Raw genomic sequence first — 13,902 nt, 5'->3', positions numbered from 1 at the left:
CGCTCTCTTCTGTCGGTTGCGATGGGGGGGCAGAACTTGTTCAGAGCTTGTACAGGCGGCTGGCGAAGGAGATGCCGGCCGCGTCGGGATTCCAGGTGAGTTCGTCGGGGCGTGGCCGGTCCAGGGCGGGCAGGCCCGCGTCCTCGGTCATGGCCAGCAGACGGACCGGACGGCCCGTGTCCCGGACGGTGAGGGACACTTCGGTGCCCTGCGAGGGTGGGGCGACGAGCAGGAGCCCCCACTTCCACACGGAGCCGGCATGCGGCCGGTTGACGCCTCCGCCGAGGGAGCCGGTGCCCGCGGGCGCGCCGGCCACCTGGGCGCCCACGACCTGAGTGGCCGTGGTGTCGACGTACAGGGTCATCAGCGTGGGCTTCCCCGCCTCGGGCCGCACCGACAGGCGCAGGGTGCGGTTGCCGCTCTTGCGCGTGTCGGAGACCGTGGTCACGACGGGGCGGGAGACCGGGGCGACGGGGGCCGGACCGGCGAGCAGTCCCCCGGGCGGCGCCGCCAGTGCGGGAGACCACTCCTCCAAGGAGTCCGTTCGACGGTCACCCGTGTAGTGAGTCACCCATGAGTGCGGGTCGGCGTCCTCGGAGACCCAGACCGCCTTCTCCCGGTCGGCGTCCAGGGCGTACATCAGGCTCACGGGGCGCGGGTGTTCACCGTCGGGCGTGTCGACGGCGGCGTTGACACCCACCAGGGCACCGCCGATCACTGCCAGGGCGGCGCCGCCCGCCACGGCGCGTCGGGCGTGAGCGGCCGCGATCCGGCCGGTGAGGGGCAGCAGCACCACCGCGGCGGTCAGCGAGGCCAGGGCCAGCGGCGCGGCGGCCGAAGCGAGCCCCACCGTCGGGAACAGCAGGGCGACCAGCGGTGCCGTCACCGCGACGCCCGGCAGCGCCGACGCCGCGAGGGCGGCGCTTCGCCAGGGGGAACGCTCGGCCGTGCGGGCTGCCATCGCGACACCGGCCGCCCCGCCCAGGGCGGTCCAGGTGAACACATAGGCGGCGCCGGGCAGCAGCGCGGCGGCGACCACGGCCAGCAGCGCCGCCCAGGTCGCCGTTCCGGCGGCCGTGTCCAGCGCGGTGGCCCGTTTGCCGACCCACAGGATCCACAGCCATACGACGGCGGTGGTGAGCAGCAGCAGTCCCGCGACGGCGGGACCGGTGCGGTACGGGTCGCCCATGTGGAAGAGCGCGTAGGTGGGCCGGACGACGAGCAGCGCCTGCCAGGCCGCCCAGCCGAGCGCGGCGGCGGCCAGGAGCGGCAGGGGAAGCGTCAGGGCAGCGCGTGCGGCCGCGCGGAGGCTCAGTGCGCGGCGGCGCCGGGCGTACCAGACGGCCGCGGCCAGCGCGACCGCGGCGATCAGCGCCAGGGGCAGGACGGCGCCCGCCGGGTAACGGACCAGTACCGGGCCGAGGTTGAACCAAGTGGCCTCGGATGCCTTCTCGACCTGTGTGAGGTCGGTGGCCGACAGGGCTCGGGTGGCCGAGATGGCGGTGTCGCCCAGGTCCTGGAGGCTGCCGGGGTCGACGTGGTCCACATCGTCCTCGGGACCGTGGTAGCGGGCACTGTCGCCGATGACCGCGAAGTTGAGCCCGGTCGCGCCGGACGCGCGGAGCCGGGTGAAGTCGGTGTCGTTCGGCAGCAGGCGGTAGATCTCGTCGGAGAGGGACGTGGCGACGGGCGGAGTGTCGCCCAGGGCGGCCACCAGCGCCGCACTGTGGGGGCCTGCCTCGAACATGACGGCCCGTCCGCTGGTTCCGCGCGCTTCGAGATTGATGACGACGTCGGGGCCGCGACGGGTCTTGGCGAGCTCGCGCGCCGCCGCCCGGGCGCCGAGCTGTGCCGTCTCCTCGATGTCGGTGAAGAGCAGGACCACGTCGTTGCGCGGAGGGGGTCCTTCGCCGAGGGCACGTGCGATCTCCAGCAAAGAGCTCACGCCCAGGCCGTCGTCGGAGGCGCCGGGCCCGGTGACCACAGAGTCGGTGTGCGCGACGAGCAGTACGCGGCCGGTGGAGGACCGTCCGGGGATCGTGGCGGTGATGTTGTGGACACGGCCCGCGAGGTGCGAACCCCCCTCCCCGGGGAGCACCTCGGTCGACTCGTGCTGCTTCGGTGAGAGCCCGAGGCGGTCCAGTTGCCCGGTCACATAGGACCGGACCGCCTCGGCCTGCGCCGTACCGGACGGATGCGGGGAGCGCGCGATGTGCTCGATGTGCTTCGCGGCACGCGCCGCGGAAAAGCCGGAAGGCGCGCTGTCGGCCGGCTTCGGCTCCAGGGGAACGCGCACCTGGAGTACGCAGCCGAGCGCGACGACACACAGCAGCAGAACACCGCAAAGCGCGGATACGCGCGACTTCATCCATCCCCCGTTTCGACGAAGCACCCTCGTGGGGCGCTTGATCGTTTGGCAACCTAGCAGCGCTTCACAGAGGGAAACAAGGACTTCACAAATCACTGGGCGTGCGCTTCTATGGGCCGATGCGACCGGGTTGACGCCACCGCGCCCCGGACCGCGCAGCACTTTCAAGTGGGGGGGAATCAGGGGTGAGCATCCCCGTCGTTCGTTTTCGGGATGTCGTGAAGACCTATGGCTCGACGAACGCCGTCAATGGGCTGGACCTCAATATCCCGGAAGGGAAATTCTTCGGGTTGCTGGGCCCCAACGGCGCGGGCAAGTCGACCACCATGCGCCTCATCACCGGGCAGACCAGGCCGACCGGCGGGACGGTGGAGGTTCTCGGGCACAGCATGCCGAAGGGCTCCCGGAGGGTCCGGTCCATGCTCGGCGTCGTTCCTCAGGAAAGCGACCTCGATCACGAACTGACGGTGCGCCAGAACCTTGAGGTGTTCGTCCGGTTCAGCTCCCTGCCCGCGCGCCGGTATGCGGAGTCGGTCGACCGGGCATTGTCCGCGGTGCGCCTCGCCGACCGGGGCGACAGCCGGGTGGAGGCGCTGTCCGGCGGTATGCGGCGCAGACTGCTGCTCGCCCGGGGCATTCTCACCGCTCCCCGCCTGCTGCTGCTCGACGAGCCCACAGTCGGCCTCGACCCGCAGATCCGCCAGGACCTGTGGGACGTCATGGAAACGCTGCGGGCCTCCGGCACGACGGTGCTGATGTCGACGCACTACATCGAGGAGGCCGAGCGCCTCGCCGACGAGGTCGCCGTGGTGTTCGCCGGCCGTCAGATCGCCCGGGGCACGCCGCAGGAGTTGCTGCGGGCCCACGCCGGGGCGCAGGCCGCCGAGTACAGGGGCGACGCGGCCCGCCGCGCCGCAGTCGAGGAGCACGTCGCCCGGGCGGGACTGACAAGCCGCCGCACCGGACTGTCGGTGTCGGTCCTGCGGGCCGAGACCATGCCGGGCGACCTCCATGAGGTGCTGGGCCCTGCCGACGTGCTGCGCCCCACCACACTCGAGGACGTGTTCGTCGCCCTGACCGGCGAGCTCTTCGTCTGATCCCGCGACACCCCGCCGTACCCCCACCAGAAGGGAACAGCCTCCATGACGAGGGTCGCACCGGCGCGCCCTGCCGAGACACCGACGAGCGCCTTCGAGGACGAGGGAGAGGCGGCGACACCCGCGCTGCTGCCGACGTTGCGGGCGGTGTGGCTCCGGGAACTGCTGCTCTTCCGGCGCTACTGGCCCGCCATCACCTTCGGCTCGCTCATCGAACCCCTGGTGTACATGGCCGGATTCGGCCTCGGCTTCAGCGCCCTGGTGGAGTCGGCCGAAGGCCGGCCGTACCCCCAGTTCGTGGGCGTCGGCATGGTCGTGACCTCCCTCCTGTTCGCCGCCGCCTTCGCCGGCATGTTCGAGACCTACAACCGGCGCTGCCACCAGCGCCTGTACGACGCGGTGCTCAGCCGGCCGGTGGACGTCTGGGAACTCGTCACCGCCGAGGCGTCCTGGATCGCGGTCAAGTCGTCCGTCTACAGCTCCGTCCCCCTGCTGGTCACTCTCGCCATCGGTCTCCCCGCTCACCTCACTCTGCTGCTCGTGCCGGTCGTCACCCTGGTGTCGGGGCTGGCCTTCGCCATGTGCGGGATGTGGGTGTCCACCCTGGTACCGGCCATCGACTGGCTGCGGCTGGTCGTCTCGGGTGTGCTGACGCCGCTCGTCATGGCCGCCGGTGTCTTCTTCCCGCTCGACGGCCTGCCCGACTGGATCCAGACCGTCGCCGTCGTCAACCCCATCTACCACTGCATGCAGTTGGTGCGCCACTCCGCTTTCGGCGTGCTGGGCGCGGGTGACTGGCTGCACGCCCTCGTGCTCGTCGCCTTCACGGCGGTCGTCTGGTTCCTCGCAGTGCGAGGCATGAGCCGCCGACTCCTCGACTGACCCCCAAGACCGACCGACACAGGAGCCACCATGACCAACCCCTTCGAGGACCCGGACCGCTCTTACCTCGTGCTGCGCAATGAGCGCCTCGAGTACTCCCTGTGGCCGGCGGGCATCGACGTGCCCAAAGGCTGGGACGTCGCCCACGACGAGCACTCCCGGGACGCCTGCCTGACCTACATCGAGACGCAGGCCGCCTGATTGCACGTCAATTCCACACGCGATTGCGGGAAAAAGAAACAGGGGCCCGGCCACCACTGCCAGGTCCCTGTGGCATAAAAGCGCCGGCTAGTGTCCTGCTCGCAGCTTGCTAGTTGCCCGAGCTCGCCGCGTCACCGCCTCCACCGACGACCGCCGTCCCCATGCGAAACCGTGACGCCGAGGGTGGGAAATTGCGTGACGCTGATCATGTAGATCGTGGGGAATTACGTGACCGCTGACATGCGTAGTTCATCGCCCACTTGTCGGCCTGCGTGCGGCGCGGCGACGGCTTCTCGTCCTCGCTGGCGGGCTCGATCCCGAGGATCTGTTCGCACATCCACTACTGCACGGTCGTGAGCTGGTCCCACCCGAGCCGCACTGATTGCACCCACCGCCCGAGATCCTCGCCCTGGCGCAGGACTTCGCCCGCCGTGGTGGGCAGCGCCTCGCCCGCGTCCAGGTGCATCCGCACCAGGTGGAAGCAGCGCTGCCACGTCACCGGCCAGCTCGGGCACCAGGACGCGTCGATCTCCTCCAACTGCTCACGCCGCTCGTCCGACAGCGCCCCGGCCGACGACTCCACCGGCAGCCCCTCGGCACGCCGCTGCTCGTTCTCCTGCGCCTTCCGGGCGGCGGCCCGCGCGTTCTTCAGGAGGATGCCCACCTTCGCGCCCTGGAAGGTGGCGTCCAGTGGGGCCAGGAGGTGCCCGTGTTCGGATGCCCACCCGCGCGCGGCGGACAGGCCCTCCTCCCACGCGACGTCGAAGTGCGACCAGATCATGCCGAGCTTCTCCAGCTGCGCGACGCGGTCCTCGTCCATGTCGCCGCGGGCGTAGAACCGGCGCGCGTCGGCGGTCCACTGCCCGAGCGGGAAGTTGGCGAGCGAGGCCGGCCACCCGGTGGCTTCCGCCTTCTGGTCGTCGACGGCGGGCACCCGGAGCGTGAACGGCACTCGGAGGTCACCGTGCTCGCCGGCGTAGATGACGGCGGCCTCCACGCCGTGCCTGTTTCAGCCAGCGCCGCGTCGTAGATCCGATGCGATCAGGGCCGAAGTCGCAGATCGGGCACGCGCAACGGCTCCCGTCGTAGACGCCCCGACGTAAACGGTGGCCCCCTCAGAGAACGCAGCAAAAACCGCTGCATCCATTGCGCAAAATGCTGTCGGCGATGCCGATTTGCCCGCAGGATCTACGCGAAATTAGTTCGTTTAGAAGGCCCCCAACCAGCTACGAAGCGCCTGGACCGGCCGGGCGAATGGCTGCAACCGTCGGTCGTGAGCGCAACCTGGCGCTCCTTGAGCAAGGGGAGTTCATGGAGATCATCGTGGCTGCTGCGATCACTACCGTCGGAACGGTCATCGTTGCCTGGCTCGGCAGAGGAGGCGGCGGTACCGAGAGCTGATGAGGAGATCCCGAAAAGTGACTCACGAGGTGAGGTGACGTGAGGTGGCGTCTTGAGCCGCGTCACCTCAACTCGCGAAAACGCGAGCGAACAGGCCGCGCCCGGCTGGGCGGCGAAGACCGAAGTACCGTTCGGTCTCGGCATCGAGGACCTCCCGGCCAGCCGCCGGGAACAGCGTCAGTGCCTGGTCGAGCTGCCCAAGGTCAACGCTCTGCCTTGGCTGTTACCGGTTCGGATGAGTTTGGGGGATGTATCCGCCGGGGTGGTCTGGGCCACGCGATCCTCGCGTCAGGCCCTGCGGGGGCTGTCCTCAGCGAAAGGCAGACGCCAGTGCACCCAGTGACCCGTGTGGCTAGGACGCTCCTGCCGGTGGTGGCTCTGCTGGGTGCCAGCATGGTGGCTGCTCCTCCCGCTGTTGCCGCGGCGACTCCGGCGGGGTGCGGGGAGCTGAGCCACGGCAATCTGTGCATCAACGGAGGTCGGCTCGGACGGCACGCCACCTACACCTGGACCGTGCACTACTCTCGCAGCGCCGACGGGCAGATCACCGTGCTGCTCGGTGACCAGCGCAAGAACGGCCGGATGACGGCCCTGCCGAACTACTACGGCAAGGCCAGGACCAGCAGGGTCAGCGGCCATGCCGAACGCAGCCAGAAGCACTCCGTGGACGCGGGCGACTGCATTCGCGGCGTGATGGAGTACCGCAACAAGATGTACGTCACCAAATGGCGCTGCCCCTGACCCCGCCAACCGATCACAAGGAAACGTCCCGTGTGGGAGATCGTCCTCTATCTCAGCCCCGCCACCGTGGGCGGATTCCTGCTGCTGTGCGCTGCCCTGCCCTGGGCAGCCGCCGCCCTGCAGCGCCGCACCCGCGACGCGGTGGCGCTCCTGGCCCGCGGGTGTCTCCTGCTGTGCTTGCTCACGGTGGCCTGCGCGACCCTGCTCCCCGACCAGGCGCTGGGCAGCGGCGGTGAACGCTTCATCATCTGGATGCCGGGTGAGGGCCTGTGGGACACCAGTGCGAGCGGGCTCGGCGTAGGTGACATGGAACGCGGCATGATCCTTCGGCTGCAGCTGGCGAACGCCCTGATGTTCGTGCCCCTGGGGATGTTCCTCGTCCTAGCCGGCCGACGGCAACGCCCCGGCCGTGCGGTGGCGGCCAGTCTGGCGCTGAGCCTGGTCATCGAGGCCGCGCAGTACGCGATGAACGCCGGCCGCGCCGTCGACATCGACGACGTCCTCTTCAACACCCTCGGCGCCGGCTTGGGGGTGCTCCTCGCCCATCTGCCGCACCGCCTTCTGCGGCCTGCTGTTCCGCCAAGACACGCCCACGATCCCTCCCACAGCGGCTCAATGCTGCGGACGTAGCCGTACGGCGCCGGGCGCCAGGAGGGAACCACGAGTTCAGCGTGCTGGGACACCGAGTCCACGTCACAGGGCCGGCCCGCCTGAAGCTCGCAGCCGAGCTGAAGAAGGCATACGGCAAGAGAGCGTCGATCCGGGCCCTGGCGCACGGGTGCGGACGCTCCTACGGATTCGTCCACCGCATCCTCACCGAGGCCGAGACCCCGATGCGCACGCGCGGCGGCCCTACCGCACGCCGTCACCCACCCGCTGACGGACAACCGTACGTAGCCCCGCGGCCGCGCCCATCCGGCTGCGTGCCAGGGCACTGTGGCCGCTTGGCCCCAAGCCTGCGCCATCGGCGGCCGGAGAACGCTGCCATCGTCGCTGACTGGTGCCGAAACCCGGCGGCGCGCGAACAAAAAATCTACTGTGGGAGTGTGCGTGACTCACGGCTCGTACAGACAGCAGTGATCGGCAATGAGCACTCCGACGTGCCTGTGGTCCTGCCGACGCAGGCCATTGAGCTCGATGGCTTCCGGCGCGTCCATCGCCACGACACCTTCTGGTGCGGGCTGCTCCTGGGAGGCTGCGGGGCTCGTCTTGCCGACAAGCTGTATACCGATCGCGCCTGTCACTTTCAGCACTATCCCCACGGACAGGGCAGCGCCCCCATCTGCCGGCGCCGCGGCATCGGCGAATCCAGCGCGGACCACCTGTACGTGAAACGTGCCCTGGAGACGTCCCTTGAAGGCCACGGGCGGGCGGCCCGCTTCTCCTACCCGGACCCGCTGGGCTCGCTGCTCGACATCGACCTGGACGACGGTCGCCGACTGCGTGTCCACCTGGATGCCCAGATCAGACCGGCGTGGGACGGCGGAACGCCGATTCTCGCCGCTGGCGTGCCACTGGAGCCGGGCACGCTGTCGCGTTGCAGGTACGTCTACCGGGTGCGGCTGGAGAGCGATGGAGCCGACCGCCGCGTCTGGATCGGGACCGAGAGCCTGGCGCACCGCACCGAGTGGACTCCGCTGGCCAACTGCGGGTGGGGAGCGGACGGCCTCATCACCGAAGCCGCCACCCGGATTCTCACGGAACGTCCCGCCCCGCCCGCGGCCGCACCGTCCAGGACGTTACCGGAGCCGGCCACCCGGCTGATCCGAGGGCTGGAGACCGCCCAGCGCTCCGGGACGGTCGAGCACGTGCGCCGCCTGTGCGACGGCGCCGTCCCGTTCCTGGACGAACTCGAGCCGGCTGCCCGGGCGGAGGCGGAGGAGGCGCTGGTGGAGGCACGCGCGTGGCTTGAGAGCCATGCGTCATACCAGCAGGGAGTGTTCGAGGCTCTGGAGCGCTCCGTGCGCGAGGGCCGGACGTGGGACGCCCGTGCGCAGCTGACCCAGGCGCTCACGCTCACACGTAAGGGCGCCAGCGAGGCCGAACGGCAGGTACTCGACAGGGCCCGCCGATATCTGCGGGAGAAAAACCAGGTTCCGACGACGGCTCCGCTGCACCGGGCGGCGCCGCTCCTCGTCGCACAGCCCCGTCGGCCGCGTCCGCGCATGACCGCATCCTCACTGCTGGAGCAGCAGGCGGAACGTGAGTACCGAGCGCAGTTGGCGGCCGCCGAGCGGGTCCGCCGCTTGATGCGGTATCTGGAGCGGCGTCAGTTCACTGCCCTGCAACGGGAAGCAAAGATGGGCGAGTTGCGTCGGGCGATCGAGGCTTCCGGAAACGCGCTGTCGCTGTCCGAACTGCGCCAGGCCCGCGCAATGGTCCAGGGAAAATCCCGACGGGAGGTTCCGCCGGCGCCTGGCGCGGCAGCGCCCGTAAGGGACAAAGCGCACGAACAGGCATCCCGTCATCGGCCCGAAGCGCTGCCGGAAAGTGTGCTCAGGTCGGCGGCCGCGGCGGTCCGGGGTGCGCTGAAACGCACGGCCCGCCAACAGGGCACCGTGACCTGGGACAAGCTGTGCGATCAACTAGGGTCTGCACTGCCCCGAATGTCGCAGGCAGACCGTCAACGGGTGCTTATTCAGGTGGATGCGGCAGCAGCCCCGGACGAGCCGCTGCTTTCGTCTGTGCTTGCAGCCGGTGACCCGGCGATGGTCGAGGCCTACCGGCTCAGCGCGAATGCCCAAGGCCTCGAGCTACCGAGCGACGACCGGGAGCTGCTGCGGGACGTGATCGACGCCGACCTGCGGCAGGCCCATGAATACTGGTGGGGCCGCTGACTGACCCGACTCGGACACGGACGTGGTGTGCGCAGGGTTTATCGCGCTGGTCACCCCGAACCGGCGCCAGCCCGTCCAACCCCCGACGTCTAGCCTTCTCGCATGGGGAAACAGCGAGGCCGGTCCGTGCTGCGACCAGGAGGGTCGAAACGGCGGCGGCACGCAGCGTGGCCGTACCCGTAGCGGTCGCGCTCGGCGGCATCGTTGGTGTTGCTGACGGCGGTCGGGGTCTACGGGCGGCGGGGCGCGGGTGATGAGAGGCGGACGGGTCAGGGGCCGCGTTCGTGCAGGGTGTCGTCGGGGTTGAGGAGCAGGCAGGCCCTCATCGACAGGCAGCCGCAGCCGATGCAGCCGGTGAGCTCGTGCTCGAGGGCCTCGAGGACGCGTCGGCGTTCCTGCGACTGCTTCTTCCAGCGCCGGGAGACACGCTGCCACTCCCGGTGGGTGGGCGCGCGGTCGGCGGGCAGGCCGGCGAAGACCTCGGCCACGTCCGCCAGGGGAATGCCGAGGCGCTTGGCCACGATGATCAATGAGATTCTGCGGAGCATGTGGCGCGGGAAGACGCGCTGGTTGCAGCCGTCGCGATCGCTGAGGATCAGGCCCTTGCGTTCGTAGAAGTGCAGAGCGGAGGCGGATACGCCGGTCCGGCGGATCACCTCCCCGATCGTCAGGGGGTCTTGCGGACTCGTGCGCATGACGTCATCTCACCTGCCCTGCGCTGGGTGCGATGTGCGGCGCGAGACCGGCCCACGGCCGTGGATCAGGACGATCACGGCCGCTGACAGGACGGGGCAGCACAGGCCCACGCCGAGCTGGGTCAGCCGCCAGGACCAGGTGAACGCGTCCAGCTCGACGATGTGTTCCGTGCCGCTGAGGCGTCCGGCTCCGACCTCGGCGGCGCGGGCCGCGTCATCGCGCCTGGCCGACAGCAGACCGGTGAGCGAGGCGCTGTAGGCGGCGATGACCAGGGCCTCGGCCGCTCCCCTGAGGGTGTTGAGGAAACCCGCCGCCATCCCGACGTCGTCCGCGTCGACCAGCGCCATGGCCTGACCGTCGGTGAGACCGAAGGAACCCCCCATACCGACGCCGATCAGCACCAACGGCGCCGCGACGGTCACGACCGTGTCCCGCGCGCTGAGCGTGACCAGCCACAGGTTCCCGGCGACCACCAGCAGCAGGGCGATGACGATCAGCAGGCGGGCCGGGGCGCCCTTGTTGACCAAGGCCACGGCGGCCATGGGCATAAGCAGGACGGGACCGGTCAGCAGCAGCATCGTCACCCCGGCGGCCGCGGGTGAGAGATCCGCCGCCTGCAAGTAGGTGGGCAGAAAGACCAGGACGCCCAGAAAGCCAATGGACGTGGTCAGGGTCGCCAGACTCCAGCCAAGGAAGCGGCGGTTGGTGACCAGGGCGGGCGCCAGCACCGGAGCGGCGCTGCGGAGCCGGACCAGATTGCTGCCGTAGAGCACGAGGTGCTTGACCGCCGTCAGCTGGCGATGCTCGGCGGCAGCGTGATGATCTGTCGCCGCTCTTCTGGGCTGAGCCCGGTCAGGGGGCGAAACTCTTCGCGCCCGTCGGCGGCGGCCTCGTCGATCAGATCCAGCAGGTGGCGCCGGCCCGAAGCGGAGGTGTCCTGCCGCTCGGCGTGGAATCCGACTCGTGCTCGCGGATGCGGCCTGGACTGATCGAAGCACGAGCGCGCGTCCTGGCGGGTACCCCGCCGCTCCGTGGCCGGGTCCGATGTGTCGCCCCAGCGGTTCACATAGATGGCTCTGCCTCGTCCGTCATGGCGCCAAGACACGGAGGTTGCTGCAGGCCGTCTCAGGATTATCCGGGCGGGAGCGCAGACGACACCCATCGCCGTACTCGAACGTTTGGCTGGGGAACCTGATGCTGTTGATGGGGAATTACGTGGAGTTCCACACTCGGCGCCTGCTACCGCCGCATCGTCAAACGTTGCGGGCACGCCAGAGCCCTGGTCGCCGTCGCCCGCTCGAAACTCGTCATCGCCTGGCACCTGATCAACGACCGGGACGCCTCCTACCAGGAGCTCGGCGCCGACTGGCACCGACGCCATCTTGGACCCGCCGCAAGACCCGTGATCTCGTCCGCCAGCTCCAGGCCCTCGGCAACCGGGTCGCCCATTACCCTTTCGACGGCACCTCCACCGAACCGAGGCCCCGTCCGCGACTTCGGGCAGTGTGGCAACCGACGGACCTCGTCGGTGACTTGGTCGCCCACGTTCCTGCAGCTCCGGCCTGGCGCGGACTATTGCGCGCTGTTGCGCCACGAGTGGGGCTCAGTCGCTCGCAGAACCCATCGGGGAGGCCCACCGGATGACCGCGGAGCGCCTGTACCTGATGGAGAACCGCTACGTCACCGGACCGCGCCCACCGTCAATCCCCGCTCCAGCCCTCGCGGTTGCGTTGTAAATTAGACTGTACAGTAAAGTCAAAGTACTGACCGTGGAGGAACGCGGCATGGATGCTGTCGTGTTGCGGCAGCGGGCCGGTTCCGGGGCTCCGGTGTTGCTCGGCCGCCGAGGCGCGCATCGCGAAGATTCACGACTCGCGCGACACGCTGATGCACGCAATGCGAGGGGGAGATGTCGATGATGATGGCCGCGCACCCCGACCTCGTGGACCACGCCCGTATCGCCCCTCCAGTCGCGGCCCGGCCACTTCATGCAGCGGGCCCGGCCTTTCAACGCGGTGACACCGGCCGACATGGCAGGAGACGCGCGCCCGGCGACGCCCGCGAAGGGGGACGCCATCCTTGACGTCTGCGCTGCGGTGAAGGCGGACTCGCTGATGCGGTGGGGGGCCCCGGCCGCGACCACACCGGCACCGGCGCTCCGGCCGACCAGGAAACCAACATGCGAGCGAGAAACGGACCGGCAACATGGATGGGTTGAGCGCGGACCGACCGGGGACGCGGCGGAAGGAACCCGGACGCCGCAGGTCGGCCTCCGACGAGAAGATTCTCGCAGCGGCGAAGGAGCTTTTCCTGGCGGACCGCTACGACGGCGTCACCCTGGAGCGGGTCGCCGAGAGCGCCGGTCTTTCGCGGCAGACCGTCTACAACCGCTTCGGGTCGAAGGAGACAGTCTTCCGGGAGATGGTCCGCTACCACTGGTCGGCGTTCGCCGGCCCGGACCGACGGCTCGTCGAGCGCGATGCCGGTGCGAGCGCCGAGGAGATTCTGCGCGGGTTCGCCCGCTCGCTCCAACGCTTCGCCGCCGATACGGACCAGATCCGCTTCGCCCGGCTCGTGGTGACCGAATCAGCTCGTCTGCCGTGGATCGCGGACGAGTTCTACCGGTTGGGGAAAGGGCCGGTCGTGGCAGCATTCGTCGTCAGTCTGGACGCCCTGGTCGACAGCGGCCGCCTGCGCTGCCCGGACACCTACCTCGCGGCGCGCCAGTTCATGGGGCTCGTCCAGGAGTTCCTCGTCTGGCCGAGGGTCATGGCCTTCGAGGAGGAGACCGCCGTCCAGCCCGCAGCGGAAGTGGTGATCGAGGAGGCTGTACTCAGCTTCCTGGCCCGCTACGCACCCGCGTCGGACGGCCCGGCGCGGTCTGGCTGACCCGCCCGCGCCCTAGTCGCCATCAGTACGCGTATCCGACCCGCCCCGCAATCCCAGGAGGCCCCGTCGTGCCCGCACACAGCATCACGCTCGGCGATGTCGAGATCACACGAGTCGTCGAGTGGTCCGGCCCGATCCGTACCGCTCGCTTCATCGTCCCGGACAGTGACGAGAAAACCTGGCGGCGCAACGAGGACTGGCTGGCGCCGGACTTCTGGACCCCCGCTGATGACGCCTACCGCTGCCACATCCAGACCTGGGTCCTGCGCAGCGAGGGCAGGACCATCCTGGTGGACACCGGAGTCGGCAACGACCGCGAGCGCCCGCAGGTCCCGCAGTTCGCCGGGCTGCGCACCGACTACCTCATCCGCCTGCGCGAGGCCGGCGTCGACCCCGAGGACGTCGACATCGTCGTCAACACACACATCCACTACGACCACGTCGGCTGGAACACCGAGTTGCGTGACGGGCAATGGGTACCCACCTTCCCCAAAGCCACGTACCTCATCCCCCGCGCCGACAACATGTACTTCGACCCGAAGAGCTCCGGTCGCAGCCGGGCGCCGCGTGACGAGCACGAGCGCCTCCGCTGGGAGGGCAGCAAGCTCGTATTCAACGACAGCATCGCCCCCATCCACCAAGCCGGACAGGCAGTGCTGTGGGACGACACCCACCGCATCGACGGCAATCTCACATGGGTGTGGATCCTCTCGAGGGATGACTGACCTGGGAAGACGCTGATCGGTGGTGCCGGGGCGACGGCTTGCTTCTACCGTGTTGGGGTGGAGGT

Annotated in this window: 15 protein-coding genes and 1 pseudogene; 11 read left to right on the top strand and 5 right to left on the bottom strand. The window is 69.5% G+C overall.

Features of this window, described 5'->3' with window-relative positions:
- Positions 1-40: 40 nt before the first annotated feature.
- Positions 41-2,368, bottom strand: a complete 2,328-nt coding sequence (locus ACH4RC_RS36610; protein WP_398208536.1) for a M20/M25/M40 family metallo-hydrolase — start codon at positions 2,366-2,368, stop codon at positions 41-43.
- 218 nt (positions 2,369-2,586) lie between these two features.
- On the opposite strand from ACH4RC_RS36610, the gene ACH4RC_RS36605 reads away from it, so the two are divergent.
- The 3 genes from ACH4RC_RS36605 to ACH4RC_RS36595 are packed head-to-tail and all read left to right on the top strand — an operon-like array spanning position 2,587 to position 4,548.
- Positions 2,587-3,465: an ABC transporter ATP-binding protein gene (locus tag ACH4RC_RS36605; RefSeq protein WP_398208535.1), complete on the top strand. Its 879-nt coding sequence runs from the start codon at positions 2,587-2,589 to the stop codon at positions 3,463-3,465.
- A gap of 45 nt (positions 3,466-3,510) precedes the next feature.
- On the top strand, positions 3,511-4,347 hold the full coding sequence (locus tag ACH4RC_RS36600; protein ID WP_398208533.1) for an ABC transporter permease: 837 nt from the start codon (positions 3,511-3,513) through the stop codon (positions 4,345-4,347).
- Between the two features lie 30 nt (positions 4,348-4,377).
- Positions 4,378-4,548 (top strand): MbtH family protein, encoded by a 171-nt coding sequence (locus tag ACH4RC_RS36595; RefSeq protein ID WP_398208532.1) that lies wholly within the window; start codon positions 4,378-4,380, stop codon positions 4,546-4,548.
- 340 nt (positions 4,549-4,888) lie between these two features.
- Here the strand turns inward: ACH4RC_RS36595 and ACH4RC_RS36590 are convergent, their stop codons facing one another.
- The gene (locus ACH4RC_RS36590) at positions 4,889-5,545 is read right to left on the bottom strand and encodes a helicase associated domain-containing protein (protein ID WP_398208530.1); all 657 of its coding nucleotides are present in this window, start codon (positions 5,543-5,545) and stop codon (positions 4,889-4,891) included.
- 257 nt (positions 5,546-5,802) lie between these two features.
- Here ACH4RC_RS36590 and ACH4RC_RS36585 point away from each other — a divergent pair, with 257 nt between their 5' ends.
- The 6 genes and pseudogenes from ACH4RC_RS36585 to ACH4RC_RS36560 all read left to right on the top strand — a co-directional run bounded on the left by ACH4RC_RS36585 (position 5,803) and on the right by ACH4RC_RS36560 (position 9,527).
- The gene (locus tag ACH4RC_RS36585) at positions 5,803-5,949 is read left to right on the top strand and encodes a hypothetical protein (protein WP_398208529.1); all 147 of its coding nucleotides are present in this window, start codon (positions 5,803-5,805) and stop codon (positions 5,947-5,949) included.
- A gap of 52 nt (positions 5,950-6,001) precedes the next feature.
- A complete protein-coding gene (locus ACH4RC_RS36580; RefSeq protein WP_398208528.1) occupies positions 6,002-6,292 on the top strand; it encodes a hypothetical protein in 291 nt (96 codons plus the stop codon).
- 5 nt (positions 6,293-6,297) lie between these two features.
- A complete protein-coding gene (locus ACH4RC_RS36575) occupies positions 6,298-6,690 on the top strand; it encodes a hypothetical protein (protein ID WP_398208526.1) in 393 nt (130 codons plus the stop codon).
- A gap of 30 nt (positions 6,691-6,720) precedes the next feature.
- Complete coding sequence (locus ACH4RC_RS36570) at positions 6,721-7,320, top strand: VanZ family protein (protein WP_398208525.1); 600 nt, start codon at positions 6,721-6,723, stop codon at positions 7,318-7,320.
- A 41-nt stretch (positions 7,321-7,361) separates the two neighbouring features.
- Positions 7,362-7,568 (top strand): annotated as a pseudogene (locus ACH4RC_RS36565) (helix-turn-helix domain-containing protein); the annotation flags it as partial.
- A 66-nt stretch (positions 7,569-7,634) separates the two neighbouring features.
- Complete coding sequence (locus ACH4RC_RS36560) at positions 7,635-9,527, top strand: hypothetical protein (RefSeq protein ID WP_398208580.1); 1,893 nt, start codon at positions 7,635-7,637, stop codon at positions 9,525-9,527.
- Between the two features lie 269 nt (positions 9,528-9,796).
- Here ACH4RC_RS36560 and soxR read toward each other — a convergent pair whose 3' ends face one another.
- From soxR to ACH4RC_RS36545, 3 genes are read right to left on the bottom strand one after another with little or no spacing between them, the layout of a single operon-like run.
- Entirely contained in the window at positions 9,797-10,222 is a 426-nt protein-coding gene (gene soxR, locus ACH4RC_RS36555) for a redox-sensitive transcriptional activator SoxR (protein ID WP_398208523.1), read from the bottom strand.
- A 9-nt stretch (positions 10,223-10,231) separates the two neighbouring features.
- Positions 10,232-10,996, bottom strand: coding sequence for an MFS transporter (locus ACH4RC_RS36550; RefSeq protein WP_398208521.1), 765 nt, complete (start codon positions 10,994-10,996; stop codon positions 10,232-10,234).
- A gap of 17 nt (positions 10,997-11,013) precedes the next feature.
- Positions 11,014-11,289: a hypothetical protein gene (locus ACH4RC_RS36545; RefSeq protein ID WP_398208519.1), complete on the bottom strand. Its 276-nt coding sequence runs from the start codon at positions 11,287-11,289 to the stop codon at positions 11,014-11,016.
- A gap of 1,148 nt (positions 11,290-12,437) precedes the next feature.
- On the opposite strand from ACH4RC_RS36545, the gene ACH4RC_RS36540 reads away from it, so the two are divergent.
- Both ACH4RC_RS36540 and ACH4RC_RS36535 read left to right on the top strand, forming a co-directional pair.
- On the top strand, positions 12,438-13,112 hold the full coding sequence (locus ACH4RC_RS36540) for a TetR/AcrR family transcriptional regulator (protein WP_398208517.1): 675 nt from the start codon (positions 12,438-12,440) through the stop codon (positions 13,110-13,112).
- A 68-nt stretch (positions 13,113-13,180) separates the two neighbouring features.
- Positions 13,181-13,837, top strand: coding sequence for an MBL fold metallo-hydrolase (locus ACH4RC_RS36535; RefSeq protein ID WP_398208515.1), 657 nt, complete (start codon positions 13,181-13,183; stop codon positions 13,835-13,837).
- Positions 13,838-13,902 lie beyond the last annotated feature (65 nt).

The sequence above is a fragment of the Streptomyces sp. NPDC016845 genome (genome assembly GCF_044332585.1).
Classification (GTDB): Bacteria; Actinomycetota; Actinomycetes; order Streptomycetales; family Streptomycetaceae; genus Streptomyces.
This window is presented reverse-complemented; position numbering and strand designations above follow the sequence as displayed.

Excerpts from the sequence above, each read along its gene's own strand:
- soxR (WP_398208523.1), bottom strand. The coding sequence starts at position 10,222 with ATGCGCACGAGTCCGCAAGACCCCCTGACGATCGGGGAGGTGATCCGC.
- ACH4RC_RS36595 (WP_398208532.1), top strand. The coding sequence starts at position 4,378 with ATGACCAACCCCTTCGAGGACCCGGACCGCTCTTACCTCGTGCTGCGC.
- ACH4RC_RS36585 (WP_398208529.1), top strand. The coding sequence starts at position 5,803 with ATGGCTGCAACCGTCGGTCGTGAGCGCAACCTGGCGCTCCTTGAGCAA.
- ACH4RC_RS36610 (WP_398208536.1), bottom strand. The coding sequence starts at position 2,368 with ATGAAGTCGCGCGTATCCGCGCTTTGCGGTGTTCTGCTGCTGTGTGTC.
- ACH4RC_RS36600 (WP_398208533.1), top strand. The coding sequence starts at position 3,511 with ATGACGAGGGTCGCACCGGCGCGCCCTGCCGAGACACCGACGAGCGCC.